Origin of the sequence: Aquitalea sp. (assembly GCF_030150775.1) — a bacterium.
GTDB lineage: Bacteria > Pseudomonadota > Gammaproteobacteria > Burkholderiales > Chromobacteriaceae > Aquitalea > Aquitalea denitrificans.
Genome location: NZ_JASLFG010000013.1, coordinates 151,870 through 168,321, shown reverse-complemented (window position 1 = coordinate 168,321; position 16,452 = coordinate 151,870). Strand labels below are relative to the sequence as shown.

General features: G+C 60.8%; 8 protein-coding genes. All 8 read left to right on the top strand.

Going from position 1 to position 16,452, the window contains the following annotated elements; genetic code table 11:
- Positions 1 to 85 precede the first annotated feature (85 nt).
- The 8 genes from recC (at position 86) to QVF59_RS04890 (ending at position 16,177) form a co-directional block, all read left to right on the top strand.
- The gene (gene recC / locus QVF59_RS04925; RefSeq protein WP_287877717.1) at positions 86 to 3,280 is read left to right on the top strand and encodes an exodeoxyribonuclease V subunit gamma; all 3,195 of its coding nucleotides are present in this window, start codon (positions 86 to 88) and stop codon (positions 3,278 to 3,280) included.
- A complete protein-coding gene (gene recB, locus QVF59_RS04920) occupies positions 3,277 to 6,840 on the top strand; it encodes an exodeoxyribonuclease V subunit beta (protein WP_287877716.1) in 3,564 nt (1,187 codons plus the stop codon). The genes recC and recB overlap by 4 nt, the downstream gene beginning before the upstream one ends.
- A 108-nt stretch (positions 6,841 to 6,948) precedes the next feature.
- On the top strand, positions 6,949 to 8,433 hold the full coding sequence (gene pap, locus QVF59_RS04915) for a polyphosphate:AMP phosphotransferase (RefSeq protein WP_159874851.1): 1,485 nt from the start codon (positions 6,949 to 6,951) through the stop codon (positions 8,431 to 8,433).
- Positions 8,423 to 9,154 (top strand): substrate-binding periplasmic protein, encoded by a 732-nt coding sequence (locus QVF59_RS04910; RefSeq protein WP_502866794.1) that lies wholly within the window; start codon positions 8,423 to 8,425, stop codon positions 9,152 to 9,154. Before pap ends, QVF59_RS04910 begins: the two co-directional genes overlap by 11 nt.
- Positions 9,151 to 10,866, top strand: a complete 1,716-nt coding sequence (recD, locus tag QVF59_RS04905; RefSeq protein WP_287877714.1) for an exodeoxyribonuclease V subunit alpha — start codon at positions 9,151 to 9,153, stop codon at positions 10,864 to 10,866. Before QVF59_RS04910 ends, recD begins: the two co-directional genes overlap by 4 nt.
- A gap of 126 nt (positions 10,867 to 10,992) precedes the next feature.
- The gene (locus tag QVF59_RS04900) at positions 10,993 to 11,874 is read left to right on the top strand and encodes an NUDIX hydrolase (RefSeq protein WP_287877712.1); all 882 of its coding nucleotides are present in this window, start codon (positions 10,993 to 10,995) and stop codon (positions 11,872 to 11,874) included.
- 140 nt (positions 11,875 to 12,014) lie between these two features.
- Complete coding sequence (locus QVF59_RS04895) at positions 12,015 to 12,206, top strand: hypothetical protein (protein ID WP_159874855.1); 192 nt, start codon at positions 12,015 to 12,017, stop codon at positions 12,204 to 12,206.
- 335 nt (positions 12,207 to 12,541) lie between these two features.
- Positions 12,542 to 16,177: an ATP-binding protein gene (locus tag QVF59_RS04890; RefSeq protein ID WP_287877711.1), complete on the top strand. Its 3,636-nt coding sequence runs from the start codon at positions 12,542 to 12,544 to the stop codon at positions 16,175 to 16,177.
- Positions 16,178 to 16,452: the final 275 nt, after the last annotated feature.

Here is a 16,452-nt window from a genome sequence, read left to right as displayed (position 1 = left end):
CCTAGCGGTTATGCTTTCAGCATCGGGTGCTGGCGCTCAAGGGCTGATGGTACACTGAAGCCTTCGTTTCATCAGCGTTCCTGCCATGCTTTTTCTCTATCAGTCCAATCGTCTGGAGCAACTGGGTCAGCTGTATGCCGCCATGCTGCAGGCACAGCCGCTGAGCGACCCCTTTGCCGCCGAAACAGTCATTGTGCAAAGCCGGGGCATGGGACGCTGGATGACGCTGGACCTGGCGCAGCAATGCGGCATTGCCGCCAATATCGATTTTGTGCTGCCGGCTGCCTTTGCCTGGCGGCTGATGCAGCGGGTGATGCCGGAACTGCCGCGCAAATCCTCCTTCAGTCCTGAAGTGCTGAGCTGGCGGCTGCTGGAATTGCTGCCCACCCTGCAAGGCGAGGTGTTTGCGCCCCTGCAGCGCTATGCCGCCGGCGGCGAGGCCGCCGCCTTCGAGCTGGCCGGCAAGGTGGCCGACATCTTCGACCAGTACCTGGTGTTCCGCCCGGACTGGATTCGTGCCTGGGAGGCAGGAGAGCGGCTGGAGCTGGGGGAGGACGAAGCCTGGCAGGCGGCGCTGTGGCAGCAACTGGCAGCGCAGGACCCCAGCCGCCACCGCGTGCGCATGCTGGACGAATTCTTTGCCGAACTGCAACCGCAACATCTGCCGGAGCGCATTACCCTGTTCGGCATCGCCAGCCTGGCACCGATGTATCTGGCGCTGATCAAGCGCCTGGCCGAACTCACCGATGTCTGCCTGTTCACCCTCAACCCCTGTGAAGCCTACTGGGGCGACATCGTCGATAACCGCCGCAAGCTCAAGCTGCGTGAGAAGGGCGATCTGTTTGCCACCGAGGGCCATCCGCTGCTGGCTTCGCTGGGCAAGCAGGGACGTGACTTTTTTGAATTGATTGCCGCCGATGCCGAGCTGGATGCCCGCCCGCTGTTTGCCGCGCCGACAGGCGACACGCTGCTGGCCCGCCTGCAGCGCGACATCCTGCAATTGCAGATGCCGGGTGAGGATGGCCAGTGGCTTGCGCCAGATGATTGTTCGGTGGAACTGCATGCAACCCACGGCCCGATGCGCGAGCTGGAGGTGCTGAAGGACCGGCTGCTGGCCATGCTGGCTGACAACCCCGCGCTCAGTAGCGCCGACATTGCAGTGCTGACGCCGGACATCAACAGTTACGCACCGTATATCGACGCGGTATTTGGCAAGCGGGATGATGCCCCCAGCCTGCCGTATGCCATTGCCGACCGGCAGGTAGAGCGTGAAGAACCGCTGCTGGCGGCCATCAGCACCTTGCTGCAGCTACTGGATTCACGTTTTTCCGCCGATCAGGTACTGGCCTTGCTGGACAGTCCGGCGCTATTGCAACGCTTTGGCTTGCAAGCAGAAGACCTGCCTTTCATCCAGGACTGGGTCAGACAAAGCGGCATCCGCTGGGGCCGCGATGCCGCCCACAAGGCAGCGCTGGGCCTGCCCGCCGATCCCTTGTTTACCTGGCGCTGGGGGCTGGACCGGCTGTTGTTGGGCAGCATCCTGCCTCCGGCGATGGCCGGGGACGATAGCGGCCTGTTTGCCGGCCTGCTGCCACAGGGCGGGGCCGGCGGACAACTGGGCGAGGTGCTGGCGCGCTTTGCCAGCTGCTATGCGGTGCTGGACGCGCTGGCCACTGGCTGGGCCATCCCCACCGATGCCGCTGGCTGGGCGGCACGCCTGCTGGAAGGCATCGACCAGCTGTTTGAGGTGGATGATGAGGCGGAACTGGCGCTGGATGTGGTGCGCGACGCCCTGCAGGAACTGGTGGATGATGCCGCCATGGCCGGTTTCACCCAGCCCTTCAGCCTGCAGGTGCTGCGCGACTGGCTGCAGCGCAAGCTCACCGTGGCCTCACCGCTAGGTTTTTTGTCTGGCGGCATCACCTTCTGCGCCATGGTGCCGATGCGTTCCATCCCCTTCAAGGTGCTGTGCCTGATCGGCATGAACGATGGTGCGTATCCACGCGATGAGCGTCCGGTCAGCTTCGACCTGGTGGCACGTCACCCGCGCCGGGGCGACCGTTCGCGCCGCTTTGACGACCGCTACCTGTTCCTGGAAGCCATTCTGTCAGCCCGCCAGCGGCTGTATCTGTCTTATGTCGGCCTGTCTGCGCGCAATAACGAGCCGTTGCCGCCATCTGCACTGATTGCCGAACTGCTGGATTGCTTCCAGGCCATGTGTGGCGATGAGGCCGCGGGGCAACTGCTGGTACGCCATCCCTTGCAGCCCTTTTCACCGCGCAGCTATGACGGCAAGGATACGCAGCTGGCCAGTTTCGACCCCAGCTTTGCCTCCGCCCTGGCGGCACCGCCTGCTCAGCCGCAGCCGTTTGCCGGTGTCTTGCCGCTGGCTCAGACCAGCAGTGTGGTGCATGTAAATGACTTTATCCGTTTCTGGAAAAACCCACCGCGTGCCTGGCTGGCCGAGCGCCTGGCCATACGCCTGCATGGTGAGGCAGAAGAGCTGCCGGTGCGCGAACCCTTCAGTGTGGACCGGGACGCCAGCCGCACCATCCGTACCCAGTTGGTGGAACGCATGCTGGCTGGCAAGCCGGTAGTTCCTGTCCGGCAGCGGCTGGTCGGTGCCGGCTTGTTGCCACCGGCACAACTGGGGCTGGCCTGGCTGGACAGTGAAACCGCCAGCTCAGCGAGACTGGCGCACCGCCTGCCCGCGGTGCTGACCGAAACTACCCTGCCACCGGTGCCAGTCAGCCTTACCTTGCATGGCACCACGCTGGCTGGTGAGCTGGGTGGCCTGCGGCCGGAAGGGCAGATCCGGCTGGTGATCGGCAAGATGAATGCAGCCGAGCGACTGGAATGGTGGCTTGTGCACCTGCTGTTGTGCGCAACGCGCCCGGCTGGCATCGCCTGCCAATCAATATTGTATGACGACAGCGGCCACTATCATCTGGATGATGAGCCGGATGCCACCATGCTGCTGGAAGCCTGGGTGGTGCGCTGGCAGCAGGGGCAGCAGCAGCCACTGCCATTTTTTGGCCGTACCAGCTGGGCTTATGCCGAGCAGCTATACAAGCAGGAGGATGCCCCGCAACTGGCGCTGGAAAAGGCGCTGGACAAGTGGGACCCTAGCTTCGTCGCTGACTTTGCCACCCCGCAGGGTGAAGAACCGGTTAATCGGCTGGTGTTCCGTCATCTGGACCCGCTGGCAGATCCGCTGTTTGCCCAGCTGGCACAAACCCTGTTGCTGCCGCTGGTAGCTAGGCTGGAGGGGCAGGCATGAGTCTGCAAGCACTGGACGCACTCAACTGCCCGCTGGCGGGCGTCAACCTGATCGAAGCCTCTGCCGGTACCGGCAAAACCTGGACCATCGCCGCGCTTTATCTGCGCCTATTGTTGGAGGACGTGGACAACGAAGCACCGCCCGGCATCGACAGCCTGCTGGTGGTGACCTACACCAAGGCTGCCACCGCCGAACTGCGCGAGCGCCTGCGTCAGCAACTGAGTGACTTTCTTGCCGTGCTGCAGGGCGAGCCCACTTCCAACCCATTCCTGCAGGCCCTGGCCGCCCGTTTTGTGCCGGGCAGCGGGCGTGATCTGGCGGTACAGCGGCTGCAGGCGGCCATCAGCGGCTTTGACGCCGCCGCCATCTACACCATCCATGGTTTCTGTCAGCGCGTGCTGACCGATGCCGCCTTTGAAAGCGGCCAAACCTTTGCTGCCGAGTTGGTCAGCGACGACGACCGCCTGCTGGTGGAGGTGGTGGATGATTTCTGGCGGCAACGGGTGGTAACCAGCCCCTTGCTGTCGCAGGTACTGGCCGAAGCTGGTGAAACGCCGGATGGCTGGCTGGCGGAGATCCGCCCCTGGCTGGCCAAGCCCTATTTGCAGCTGGTGCAGCCCTCTGCTCACGATCTGCAGCAGGCACTGCAGCTGGTGCAACAGCATTGGCACAGCCTGGCCGGCGATGCCCTCACCATCCAGACCGGTTGTGAGCTGCTGTTGGCGACGGAGGGCTTCAAGGCCACCAGCCACAGCCCGGCCCAGCTTGAGCGCAGTCTGGCCGAGCTGCAGCAGTGGCTGGCCGAGCCGGACAGCCTGCCCATTGTCGGCAAGGACGCACTCAAGCAACTGACACGGCTGACCCCGGCCGCACTGGCCAAGGGCATGAAGAAAGGTTTTGTCGCGCCGGAACATGCGCTGTTCCAGCGCATCGGTGACTGGCTGGAGGCCTGGGACGGCTATCTGGCGCAGCTGCAATTGTCGCTGGCCGGGCTCAAGCTGGAGCTGATTGACTGGGTCAACCAGGAACTGGCCCGCCGCCGCAGCCAGGAACGGGTGCGCAGCTTTGACGATCTGCTCACCGAACTGGGCAATGCGCTGGCCGACCCGGTTGGCGGGGCGCAACTGGCGGCCGCCGTGGCGCGCAGCTTCCGCGTGGCGCTGATCGACGAATTCCAGGATACCGACCCCATCCAGTACGACATCTTCCGCCACTGCTTTGCCCTGCAACAGCGGCCACTGTTTCTGGTGGGCGACCCCAAGCAGGCCATTTACAGCTTCCGTGGTGCCGACATTTTTGCTTATCTGGATGCACGTGGCGATGCCCCGGCTGCACAGCAGTACTCACTGGACACCAATCGCCGTTCCGATGCGCCGCTGGTGGCTGCCGTCAACCAGCTGTTCAGCCGCAGCCGGCCATTCCTGCTGGATGATATCGGCTACCAGCCGGTACATGCTGCACCCAGCTCCGGTGCAGTGCTGGAGGTGGACGACGACGACGCAGCCTTCACCGTACTGTGGCAAGCGCCTGAGAGTGAAAAACCGCTGAACAAGGACAGTGCCGCCCGCGCCAGCGCCCAGGGCTGCGCCCATGAAATTGCCCGCCTGCTGACGCTGGCCGCACAGGACCGGGCGGCCATCATCAAGACCGAACAGCGCCGCCCCTTGCGCGGGGGCGATATTGCCGTGCTGGTATCCACCCACCGTCAGGGCGACCAGATGCGCCAGGCATTGGCCGAGCGCGGAGTGCCCAGCGTGGCACTCACCCAGGAAAGCGTGTTTGCCAGCCGGGAAGCCGGCGAGATGCTGGCCCTGCTGCGCGCCTGGGCCGAACCGGCCAGCGAAAGCCGCCTGCGTATTGCGCTGGTTACCGAACTGTACGGCCTGGATGCAGCCCGGCTACTGGGCGATGTAGAAGACGAAGCCCGCTGGGAAGCCCGGCTGCTGGCCAATGCTGCCGACCACCAGTATTGGCTGGAACATGGCTTCATGCGTGCCTGGCGGCAGTTCATGGCGCGCGAGCAGCTTGCCCTGCGCCTGCTGCCCTTGCCTGATGGCGAACGGCGGCTGACCAATCTGTCGCATCTGGCCGAGCTGCTGCAAAGCGAAAGTGACAGCCGCCACGGCATGGCCCCCTTGCTGGCCTGGCTGGAAGCCAGGGTTGCCCGCCCGGCAGGAGGCGAGGACGCCATGCTGCGGCTGGAGAGCGATGCCGCGCTGGTGAAAATCGTCACCATCCACACCTCCAAGGGTCTGCAATACCCGGTGGTGTTCTGCCCCTATCTGTGGGATGGCGCACTGGAGCGCCGTAATACCAGCTTCTGGCGCTATCGTGCTGAAGACAGGGCCATGCTGGCTCCAGACGTACTGGCTGATGCCGCAGTGCGCCAGCAGGCCGGCAGTGAAATGCTGGCGGAAAAACTACGCCTGCTGTATGTGGCGCTGACGCGTGCCCAGCATAGGCAGTACCTGGCCTGGGGCTGGGTCAAGGACATGCAGACCGCAGCACTGTCCTGGTTGCTGCATGCGCAGGACTGTCCCGATCTGCCTGCCTTGCGTGAGCTGGATTTCAATGCCGCCCAGCTGGAAAGCCAATTGGCACAATGGCAGCAATCCCTGCCACCGGCGCTGACAGTGCGGGCGCTGCAGCAAAGCGTGAATCCACTGCCTCTGGCGCAGGAGGCAGAGCAGGACTATAGTGCGCGCCTGTTCTTGCGGACGGTTTACAGCCCGTGGCGTGTTGCCAGCTTTACCTCACTCACCCATGGGCAGGCCAGCAAGGCCACGGAACGGCCAGACCATGACCGTAGCCAGATGGCATTGGCGGAGGAACAGGATGAGGTACCGCCGGCCGACAGCCCGTTTGCCTTTCCGCGTGGTGCACGGGCCGGTACTTGCCTGCATGCCATGTTCGAGAACATCGACTTCGGCATGAGCGATGCGGAACTGCAGGCCCCGGTGGCCGAACAATTGCGCCGGCACGGCTTTGCCGAGCAATGGCAAGCAGCGGCCATGCAATTGCTGCGCCAGACGCTGGATGCCGAGCTTGACCCTGGCGTTCGCCTGTCCGCAGTAAGGCCGGGGCAACGGCTGGTGGAGATGGAATTCACCCTGCCGGTGCAGCAGCTGGATGTGGCCCGCCTGCGCGCGGTGCTGGCCGATCCCGCCTACGGCCTGGCCGAGCCCTTGCGCCAAGCGGCTGCCGGGCTGGATTTCTACACGGTGCATGGCTACCTCAAGGGTTTTATCGACCTGGTATTCGAAGCCAGCGGCCAGTTTTATCTGGCGGATTACAAGTCCAATCATCTGGGTAACCATGCAGAGGACTACGCCCCGGCAGCGCTGCTGCAGTCGGTTGCGCGTGAGCATTACTATTTGCAATACCTGATTTACTGCGTGGCCCTGCAGCGTTATTTCACCGCCCGTGGTCAGGATTTTGCCAGTCGCTTTGCCGGTGTGCGCTATCTCTATCTACGTGGCATGGGTCAGCCAGGCATGGGGGTGTGGCACGACCGCCCCTCGGCCGGTTTGCTGGCAGCGCTGGATGCTTTGCTGTGTTGAGGATGCTGGGCATTGCCTTGCCATTGGCATAGAGTAGACTGCTAAAGATCAGACCTGCCCGGCGTGGCAGGATTGCATAATGGCTGCGGGTCAGCCCAGGAGACAGGAATGTTTGAATCGGCAGAAATCGGCCATGCCATCGATAAGGACAGCTACCGCGAACAGGTACCGGTATTGCGTGAGGCGCTGCTGGATGTGCAGTACGACCTGAAAGAAAAGGCCGATTTTCCGGTGTTGATCCTGATCCACGGTTTTGACGGTGCTGGTCGTGGCGAAACCATGAACTTGATCAACGAGTGGCTGGACCCGCGCCTGATCGACACCGTGGCCTTTTCCACGGCCAACGACGAAGAACGCGCCCGGCCCTGGATGTGGCGCTATTGGCAGAAACTGCCGGCCAAGGGGCGTATCGGCATGTTTTTTGGCTCTTACTACTCGGATGCCCTGTTCGACCGGGTGTACGAGCAGATCGACCACGACGCCTTCGACCGTGAAATCTTCGACATCATGCGACTGGAACGCATGATCAGCCAGGATGGCGCGCTGATTCTCAAGTTCTGGTTCCACCTGACCAAGGACAAGCAGCGCAAGCGCCTGAAGGAGCTGGAAAAAGACCCGGCCACCCGCTGGCGCGTGACGGCCGACGACAAGGCCAATATGGAGCGCTACGACACCATACGCAAATATGGCGAGCACATGATCCGCCTGACCAACACGGCCTATGCGCCGTGGATCGTGGTGGATGGCGAGGATGCCAATTTCCGCAGCCTGACCGTGGGTCAGACCATCCTCAAGGCCATCCGCAACCGCATGAGCCAGAACGGCCATACGGCGGATGCCTCCGAAGCGCCGCCGCTGCTGGCACCGATCGACGACAAGGTGATTCTGGACACGCTGCAGCTGGACCAGAAAATGGACAAGGTCGAGTACAAGAAGCGGCTGGCGGAACTGCAAGGCAGGCTAAACAGCCTGACTCGGGACGAGCGCTTTCGCAATCACTCGCTGGTGCTGGCCTTTGAGGGCAATGATGCCGCTGGCAAAGGGGGCACCATCCGCCGCATTACCCAGGCACTGGATGCCCGTAGCTACCGGGTGATTCCGGTTGCCGCCCCCACGGAGGAAGAGCGTGCCAAGCCCTGGTTGTGGCGTTTTTGGCGCCAGGTACCGGGCAAGGGCGGCATCACCATCTTCGACCGCACCTGGTATGGCCGCGTGCTGGTGGAGCGGGTGGAAGGTTTTGCCCGCGAACCGGACTGGATGCGTGCCTATTATGAAATCAATGACTTCGAGCACCAGCTCAGTGAAAACGGTGCCATCGTGCTCAAGTTCTGGTTGGCCATCAGTAATGAAGAACAGATGGCCCGCTTCAAATTGCGCGAAGAAACCGGTTTCAAGCGCTTCAAGATTACCGAGGAAGACTGGCGCAACCGTGAAAAATGGGATGCCTACAAACTGGCGGTCAGCGACATGGTGGATCGCACCAGCACCAGCAAGGTGCCGTGGACGCTGGTGGAAGCCAACAACAAATATTACGCCCGCATCAAGGTGCTCAGCACCATCTGCGCCGCGCTGGAGGCCAGGCTTGGTGCGTAGTTTCCTGCTGCTGTGCAGCCTGCTGCTGTCCCCGGCGCAGGCCGCCGAGGTGAATTTGCGGGCAGGCGTGGTCGTGGACAATGCCGGTCCCTACAATTTCACGCCGGACAGCCCGATGGCTGGCATCTACCGCGAAGCGCTGGAGCAGATCGGCAAGCTCAGCGGCGTGCGTTTCGAGATCGAATACTATCCGGCGCTGCGTATCCAGCAGCTGTTTGAAATCGCAAGGCTGGATGTGGAGGTAGGGGTCAATCCCGCCTGGCGCAGTCTGTCGCCGGTGGGCGGTTTTTATACCCAGCCCATCGGTACGCTGGACTACCAGCTGTGCACCCGCGCCGGCAGTAGCCGTGCCGCGCGCACGCTGGAGGATATGCATGGTCAGACAATTGGCCTGCTGCAAGGGCAGCCCTTGGTGGCATTCGAGCCCGACCTGCAGCGTAATGGTGTGCGCTACGAACTGTCGCAGGGTGAAAACGAGGCGCTGGGCAAGTTGCGGCTGGGCCGCTTGCAGGCCGTGGTGCTGGAGCGGCGGCAGATTGAACGGCTTGGCATGCTGCCGGAAGAGTTGCGCTGCGAACCGGGTGGCATGATCAGCGTGCAAGCGGTGATGCTACGGGTTCACCCGCAATATCGCCACTGGGTGCCGGCCCTTAACCGGGCCATTAGCCAGTTACAAGCCAATGGCAAGCTCAAGGCCATTTTCCAAAAGCCGCGCGGATGAACCAGCCAGCCAGCGAACCATTGCTCCCATCCCAGCTGGCACAGCTGTTTTTGCGGCTGGATCCGTCACTGGATGACAATACCCTGGCTCTGGTGAGCGAACTGACAGCAGCCAACCAGTCCGGCCATGTCTGTCTGCCCATCGGCCACCGTCCGGAGCGGCGGAACCTGCAAGCCTCGCCCTTGCTGGGTGCGCCGGGCAGTTATGCCCCGCTCATCCTGGATGCGGCTGGCCGTCTGTACTTTGCCCATCACTGGTTTGACGAACAAAACCTGGCCCGCCGCCTGGTTCAGCTGGCCTCAGCCACTTTGCCACAGGATGCCACCAAGGTCGGGCAGGTGCTCGATACCTTATTTCCTGCCAGTCAAAACCTGCAGCCAGACCGGCAGAAACAGGCCGCGGCACTGGCAGCCCGGCAAAGGCTGCTGGTGGTATCTGGCGGACCGGGAACCGGCAAGACCACCACCGTGGTGCGCTTGCTGGCCATGCTGGCCACGCTGGCTGAACGCCCGCTGGTGATGGCCATGGCAGCGCCCACCGGCAAGGCTGCCGCACGTATGAGTGAGTCGGTTCGCAGCGCGCGTGACACACTGCCTGTGGCCGATACCGTCCGCAGCCAGCTGCCGCAGCAGGCACAAACCCTGCATCGCCTGCTGGGCCTGCGGCCTGGTGCGGCACAGGCCCGTTTCCATGCCGGCCAGCCCTTGCCACTGGATGTACTGGTGGTGGATGAGGCTTCGATGATAGATCTGGCCATGATGGCGCGTCTGCTCGAGGCCCTGCCGTCACAGGCCAGGCTGATTTTGCTGGGCGATCGCGACCAGTTGGCCTCGGTGGATGCCGGTGCGGTGCTGGGAGATCTGTGCAGCCAGCTGGCCTACCTGCCGGCAACACGGGCCTGGATGGAGCAGGCTGGTGCCGGTACGCTGCCGCCTGATGAAGGGCAAGTTGCTGCACTGGCCGATAGTGTTGTGTTACTAACGCACAGCCACCGCTTCCGTGCTGATTCCGGCATCGGTGCGCTGGCCGGCCTGGTCAACCGAGGTGCCGCTTTACCCGCTTTGCAGTTGCTACAGGCTGGCCAATATACAGATATCTCGCAGCTGCAGGAGCTGGCAGAGCATGCCTTGTGGCAGCAGTATCGGCCTTATCTGGATGCCATTGCGGCAGACAGGCCGCTGGATGAAGTGCAGGCTGCGTTTTCCCGCTTCATGCTGCTGGCAGCCGAGCGCAGTCAGGTGGCACAGGTGAACCTGTGCATGGAAACCCAGCTGGAACAGCAAGGACGCAAGCAGGCCGGGCGCGACTGGTATGCCGGCCGACCGGTGATGATTACTGCCAATGATTACGGTGTCGGCCTGTTCAACGGCGATATCGGTTTTGTGGTGGAACGTACCCAGGGCCTGCGGGTGGCTTTTCCTGCCGCAGATGGCAGCTGGCGCGAGTTTGCTCCCGGTCGTCTGCCACAGCATGAAACCGTGTTTGCCATGACCGTGCACAAAAGCCAGGGCTCGGAGTTTGATACCGTGTGGCTGCAATTGCCGGCCAGCCCCGCGCCGGTACTTAACCGGGCACTGGTTTACACCGCCATTACCCGCGCGCGCAGCCGCTTTGCCGTAGCAGGCAGCGATGCGGTCTGGACCCATGCCGTGCAGCTGGCGCCGGAGCGTCATTCCGGGCTGGCAGATTTGCTGGGTGCAGTGCGCAGGTGAATTTCTGCAACACTTCCAAATGGAATATCCGTTTTCAGCACGCAAGATGCTGAAAAAGTTGGGCAAAACCGGTTCTGCATCCTATGATGGCGCCTTCCCGCAATAGGCAGTCTGTTCGGAGTCATCATGCAAGTGGATGGAGTTCTGGGGTATCTGGCCAAGATCACCCGTTTCGATCGCAGCGCATTCACCCCGTTGTTTATCGCAGGCCAGCATATGGGCTGTGTCAACCAGGTCTGGCTGGCGCGTTTGCTGGAAAGCGAAGCCGATTTGTTCGGTTTGCAGCCCGAAGGACTCGTCTGCAAGGTGGCTGGTGACTATGCCGCCATCAGCATCCAGTTGAACCAGGCCGCACGGCGCTGGCAGGCTGCCGGCTGGCTCAATGGCTGGCGTAATGAAAACTTCACCGCCTTCCTGCCGGATTCCACCCCCCTGTTTGAACTGGAGCGCGCCGCTTTTCGTCCGCTGGGGCTAACCAGCCGGGCCGTGCATCTGAATGGCCTCACCCGCACCGCTGCCGGTGAGGTGAAAATGTGGGTGGGACGCCGCAGCCCGGACAAGGCGGTTGACCCCAACCGCATGGACAATCTGATGGGCGGCGGAATTGCCGCAGGCGAATCGATTGAACTGGCATTGGAGCGCGAAGGCTGGGAAGAAGCCGGCATTCCGGCAGATAGGCTGGAACTGCTGCCGCAAACCGGTTTGCTGCTGGCGGAAAGACCGGTACAACGTGGCCTGCATCGCGAATGGCTGCATGTCTACGACTTGTGGCTTTCCGGCAGCGAACAGCCCTGTAATCAGGATGGCGAAGTGGCCGAGCATGTTTGCCTGTCTCTGGCGGAGGTCGAAGATCTGCTGGTGGCTGAGCGTTTCATGATCGATGCTGCCCTGGTGGCGATTGACTGTCTGCTGCGGCTGGGTTACTGGGCTGGGCGTGAAAGCGAGATTGCCGCGGCAATAGCTGCGGTCCGTTTCCCGCTGAACCATTCCATCCACGTGCAGAGCTGACTGAATCCTTGTGGCAGATATGACCAGAAAGCCGGCATTGCCGGCTTTTTCTTTGGCGTTTTCCCGCGTGGCAGGGGTTTTCTGGCATCATGCAATCAAATGCACGCATGAATACGTAAAGTTGAGTAAACGGAGGCAAAATGTATCGATTGCGCCTGATTTCACCGGAATTCGGCGTTGATGACAGCGGGCCATGGCATACCACGCACGACCAGGCTCGCAAGGCAGCAAAGCTGATGTATCTGTTGTACAAGAAAGAAATCCGGGTAGAAATTCACCGGGTAGTGGATATCCGAACCCGCAAAATGGAAAAAGTTGAGGATCTGCAGTAAGGCTGTTGTCGTATCCTGTAAGAATCATTTCTTGATTCTGCCTTTGCCCTCTTGAAGTTGCTCCCGCACCTGACGCCTCCCACGGCAGTACCGACCCCATCTCGCTGTCAAAATGCAACTGTCTAAAAGTCATACTTAGTGTTTTTGGGAAATTTCACCAATACTCTCCAGAAGATGTTTGCTAGAAAAATACTAGCGTCCACGTATCTTTTGCAGGAAGGCCAGATTGCCTCTATCTGGTCTTCCCGATCGCAGAGCCCCGGGCTTTATGGGCACTACACACGGATGAATAAAAACAGACGGGGGCATTCCAACCCCTAGGCAGCGGGAAATTCATGCACTTATTTTTACGCGGGTTTATCGTGTGGTGTTGTCTGCTGGCCATTCCTGCCATGGCCGCTGCAGTGCTTGCGCCGCAGTCATTGTCATTGCAGGCCCAGCCACTGAATATTCCTGGCAACCTGAGCCTGACTGTGGAAGATGAGCAATGGCTGCAGTCGCGGCCAAGCTTGCGACTGGGTGTTGCCAGGGATTTGCCGCCCCTGGATATCAGCAGCTCGAGTGGCACATTTCAGGGTGTCAGTGCGGATGTTTTCGGCTATCTCACCCGCACACTCAAGCTGAAGCCGCAGGTGCTCCACTACGCCAGCCGTCAGCAAGCTCTGGAGGCGCTTGCCCGCGGGGAAATTGACCTGGTCAGTGCAGTTACGCCCTTCGAGTTGCAGCTTCACAAAATGCACCTGAGCAAACCTTATCTGCGCGATATGCCGATCATGGTGGGGTATGAGGAACCTAACCCGCACAAGGTACGCATTGGCATGCGGCCGCTATACCATTCCCCAACGCTTGTGCGGGAGATTTATCCCGAAGCGGACCTGGCCTATTTCGACTCGGTAGCCAAAGGATTGGCCGCACTGCAGGCACACCAGATCGACCTGTTCATGGGTGATGCCACCGGTGTCAACTATGAAGCCAACCAGAACCTGGTGGATGACTTGCGCATCATCCGGCGTGCACGCTGGGACAGCAATTGGTCGTTTGCCATGCCGGAGGGCCAAGGCCGGCTGCAAAGCGTGGTGGACAAGGTGTTGGGGCAATTGGGCGAGCAGCAACAGCAGCAGTTGATCCAGCGCTGGAGCGGTGGGGCCATGTTCTTGCAGCCTTACGCGTTTCCCATCGCCTTCACCGCAGAAGAGCGGGAGTGGCTGAAACAACATCCGGTCTTGCGGGTGGCCGCCAGTCATACGCTGGCACCGATTTCGTTTTTTGATGATCAGGGCGTATGGCGCGGGGCGACAGCCGAACTGCTGGATCTGATTGCGCCGCGTATCGGAGTGCGTCTGGAAGTAAAGAAATCCCATTCGCTGGAGAATACCCTGGAGTTGATGCTGCATAACCAGGCTGACCTGGCGATTGTGTCCGTCCATGGTAGTGGCAGCCGCAATAACTTGTTGCTGTCCGAGCCGGTAACGCCGCTTTCATACAATCTGGTGGTCCGGGTAAATACCGATGCCCCCAGAGATGTATCTGACCTGCGCAACAAGGTTATCGCAGTAAGCCGGGGGCTGATTGCCAGCCTGGATTGGGAGAAGGTTCTGCCGGGTGCCGTTTTCAAGGAAGTGAACAATCCGGTTTCTGCTTTTGACATGGTGGAAAACGGTAAGGCAGACATGGCGCTGGTGGCCACCATGAACAGCCGCTACTACCTGCCCTTGTTGTTCAATGGCAAATTGCGTGAGGTAAACATCACCGGTCTGCCCACCAATGTCTTGTCACTGGCCATGCAGACGGACGAGGTCATTCTGCGTTCCATCATCAACAAGGCCCTGTTCAGCATTGGCCCGGAAAATCTGGATAACCTGTTCAACGAACGCTGGCGTACCAATGTTGGTGCCAGCAATCAGAGCTGGTATGACTACAGCCTGGGACTGATCTATCTGGTCATCGCCGTGGCCAGTATTCTGCTGCTGGTTTCACTGGTATGGAATAACCGTTTACGCAAGCAGATTGCCAAGCGGCAGACTGCGGAAAAGGCCCTGAACGACCAGCTCAACTTCATGACCACGCTGATTGATGTCACGCCCTATCCCGTTTATGTGCTGGACCGGAAAGGCCAGTTGCTAAGCTGTAACGAACACTATCTGCAAGCGCTGGCCCTGACGCGGGAAGAGGCCATGAGCCATCGCGACAATATTGGCGGCCTTATCGATATTGACGACAAGACCCGCACCACGCTGGCACAGGATTATCAACTAGCGATCGAGTACGGAGTGCCGATCCAGCGTGACCGGGAGGTAATGCTTAACAGGCAGCATGTGTCGGCCTTTCACTGGATACAACCATTCCGGGATACCGAAGGGGTGATCCGTGGTGTCATCTGCGGCTGGATAGACATCAGCGAGCGTCGCCAGCTGATTGAAGAACTGCAAGCCGCCAAAGAGCAGGCGGACAAGGCCAGCCAGGCCAAAACCACCTTTCTTGCCACCATGAGCCATGAAATCCGTACGCCGATGAGCGCCGTGATCGGCATGCTGGAACTGGCCCTGCGTCAGGCCGACCATGGCGTGGTAGATCAGCGCTCGCTGCAGGTGGCTTATGATTCGGCGCAGGGCTTGCTGGGGCTGATCGGCGATATTCTGGACATTGTCCGCATCGAGTCCGGGCACCTGAGCCTGAATCCCGAGCCATGCAATCTGCTGGAGCAGGCCAACTCGGTGGTGCGCATCTTTGATGGTCTGGCACGGCAAAAGCAGCTGGGCCTGTTTCTGGATGTCGATCCGGCTACGCCGGTTCAGTGGCAGGTCATGCTCGATCCACTGCGCTTCAAGCAGATTCTGTCCAATCTGCTCAGCAATGCCATCAAATTTACCTCCCAGGGCAGCGTGACGGTACGAGTCCGCCAGAGCGTGCTGCCGGATCAGCAGCTGCTGGTGCAGATCCGGGTTACTGATACTGGTATCGGTATTTCCGAGGAAGATCAGCAGCGTCTGTTCCTGCCCTTCGGCCAGGCGCGCGGTGTGGCGCGCGATGTCCACAGCGGTACCGGGCTGGGACTGGTCATCAGCCGTACGCTGTGCGAAATGATGCAAGGATCGCTTACGCTTAGCAGCCGACCCTATGATGGAACCCGGCTGGATATCGAATTGCGCTTGCCGGTATCTGATCATCCCTATGTCGAACCGGTCGCTCCGGATGCCGGAGTCGCCCAATCGCAGGCCGACAAGCTCAGGCTGCGTATCCTGGTGGTGGACGACAATGCCGCAAACCGTCTGCTGCTATCCCAGCAGCTGCGCTACCTTGGGCATCAGACCGCGGTCGCACCGCATGGCAGGGAAGGGCTGATGATGTGGCAACAGGGTAGCTTCGACGTGATATTCACCGACTGCAACATGCCAGAGATGAACGGCTACCAGCTGGCGCAGGCAATTCGCCAGCAAGAGGAACAGGAACAGCGTTCGCCTGTTTTGTTGCTTGGCTTTACTGCCAATGCCCTGCCTGACGAAAAGGAACGCTGCCGCGCTGCCGGCATGGATGACTGCCTGTTCAAGCCCATCAGCCTCTCCGGTCTGCGTGCCTGTCTGCAGCAGCATATGCTCGGGCGCGACAATAAAGTGGCTGGGGATGGCAGCATCAGCTATAGCCTGGATGAATTGTCCTTTATGGAGGACGAGCAGCTGCAGCAGTTGCTGGAGCACCTGCTGCAGGGCCTGCGCGATGATATGGAGTCATTGCAGTCCCTGGTATTGCTGGGCAATGCCGCCGGTGTTGCGCGTGTGGCGCATCAGATAAAGGGTGCGGCCCGCATTATCAACGCCGGCCAGCTTATAAACAGCTGCCAGGCACTGGAGGATTATTGCCGTCAGCATGAGGACATCAGCGAGCAGCACCCGCTGGTTCAGGCACTTTGCACGGCAGTTTCCGAGCTGCAGACCGCGTTGATTCGCCTGATGGGCAGTCCACGGTTATCCTGAGCGGCTGCGCATGGCGGATGCCTGCGTGGTAAAACCCTGCGAAAATGGCTTACTTTCCAGTATTTCCCGGCTAGGCTGACAGGGTAAAACCACCCGGCAAATATCGGTAAATACTGGCATGCAAAATTGATCATGTAGCGGCCATGCACAGCGCGCTGTCATCGCCGCTACAATTCATCTTGACGCATCAAGGCCGGGAAGAGGCCAGCCGACCGGGCTGTGATGCCGGACCCAGCCCTGCCACTTCGCGGTGCTGTCATATACAACTATTGGAA

Coding starts and splice junctions, on each gene's coding strand:
- QVF59_RS04895 (WP_159874855.1), top strand. CDS start 12,015: ATGTATCGATTGCGCCTGATTTCACCGGAATTCGGCGTTGATGACAGC.
- QVF59_RS04900 (WP_287877712.1), top strand. CDS start 10,993: ATGCAAGTGGATGGAGTTCTGGGGTATCTGGCCAAGATCACCCGTTTC.
- recB (WP_287877716.1), top strand. CDS start 3,277: ATGAGTCTGCAAGCACTGGACGCACTCAACTGCCCGCTGGCGGGCGTC.
- QVF59_RS04890 (WP_287877711.1), top strand. CDS start 12,542: ATGCACTTATTTTTACGCGGGTTTATCGTGTGGTGTTGTCTGCTGGCC.
- recD (WP_287877714.1), top strand. CDS start 9,151: ATGAACCAGCCAGCCAGCGAACCATTGCTCCCATCCCAGCTGGCACAG.
- pap (WP_159874851.1), top strand. CDS start 6,949: ATGTTTGAATCGGCAGAAATCGGCCATGCCATCGATAAGGACAGCTAC.
- recC (WP_287877717.1), top strand. CDS start 86: ATGCTTTTTCTCTATCAGTCCAATCGTCTGGAGCAACTGGGTCAGCTG.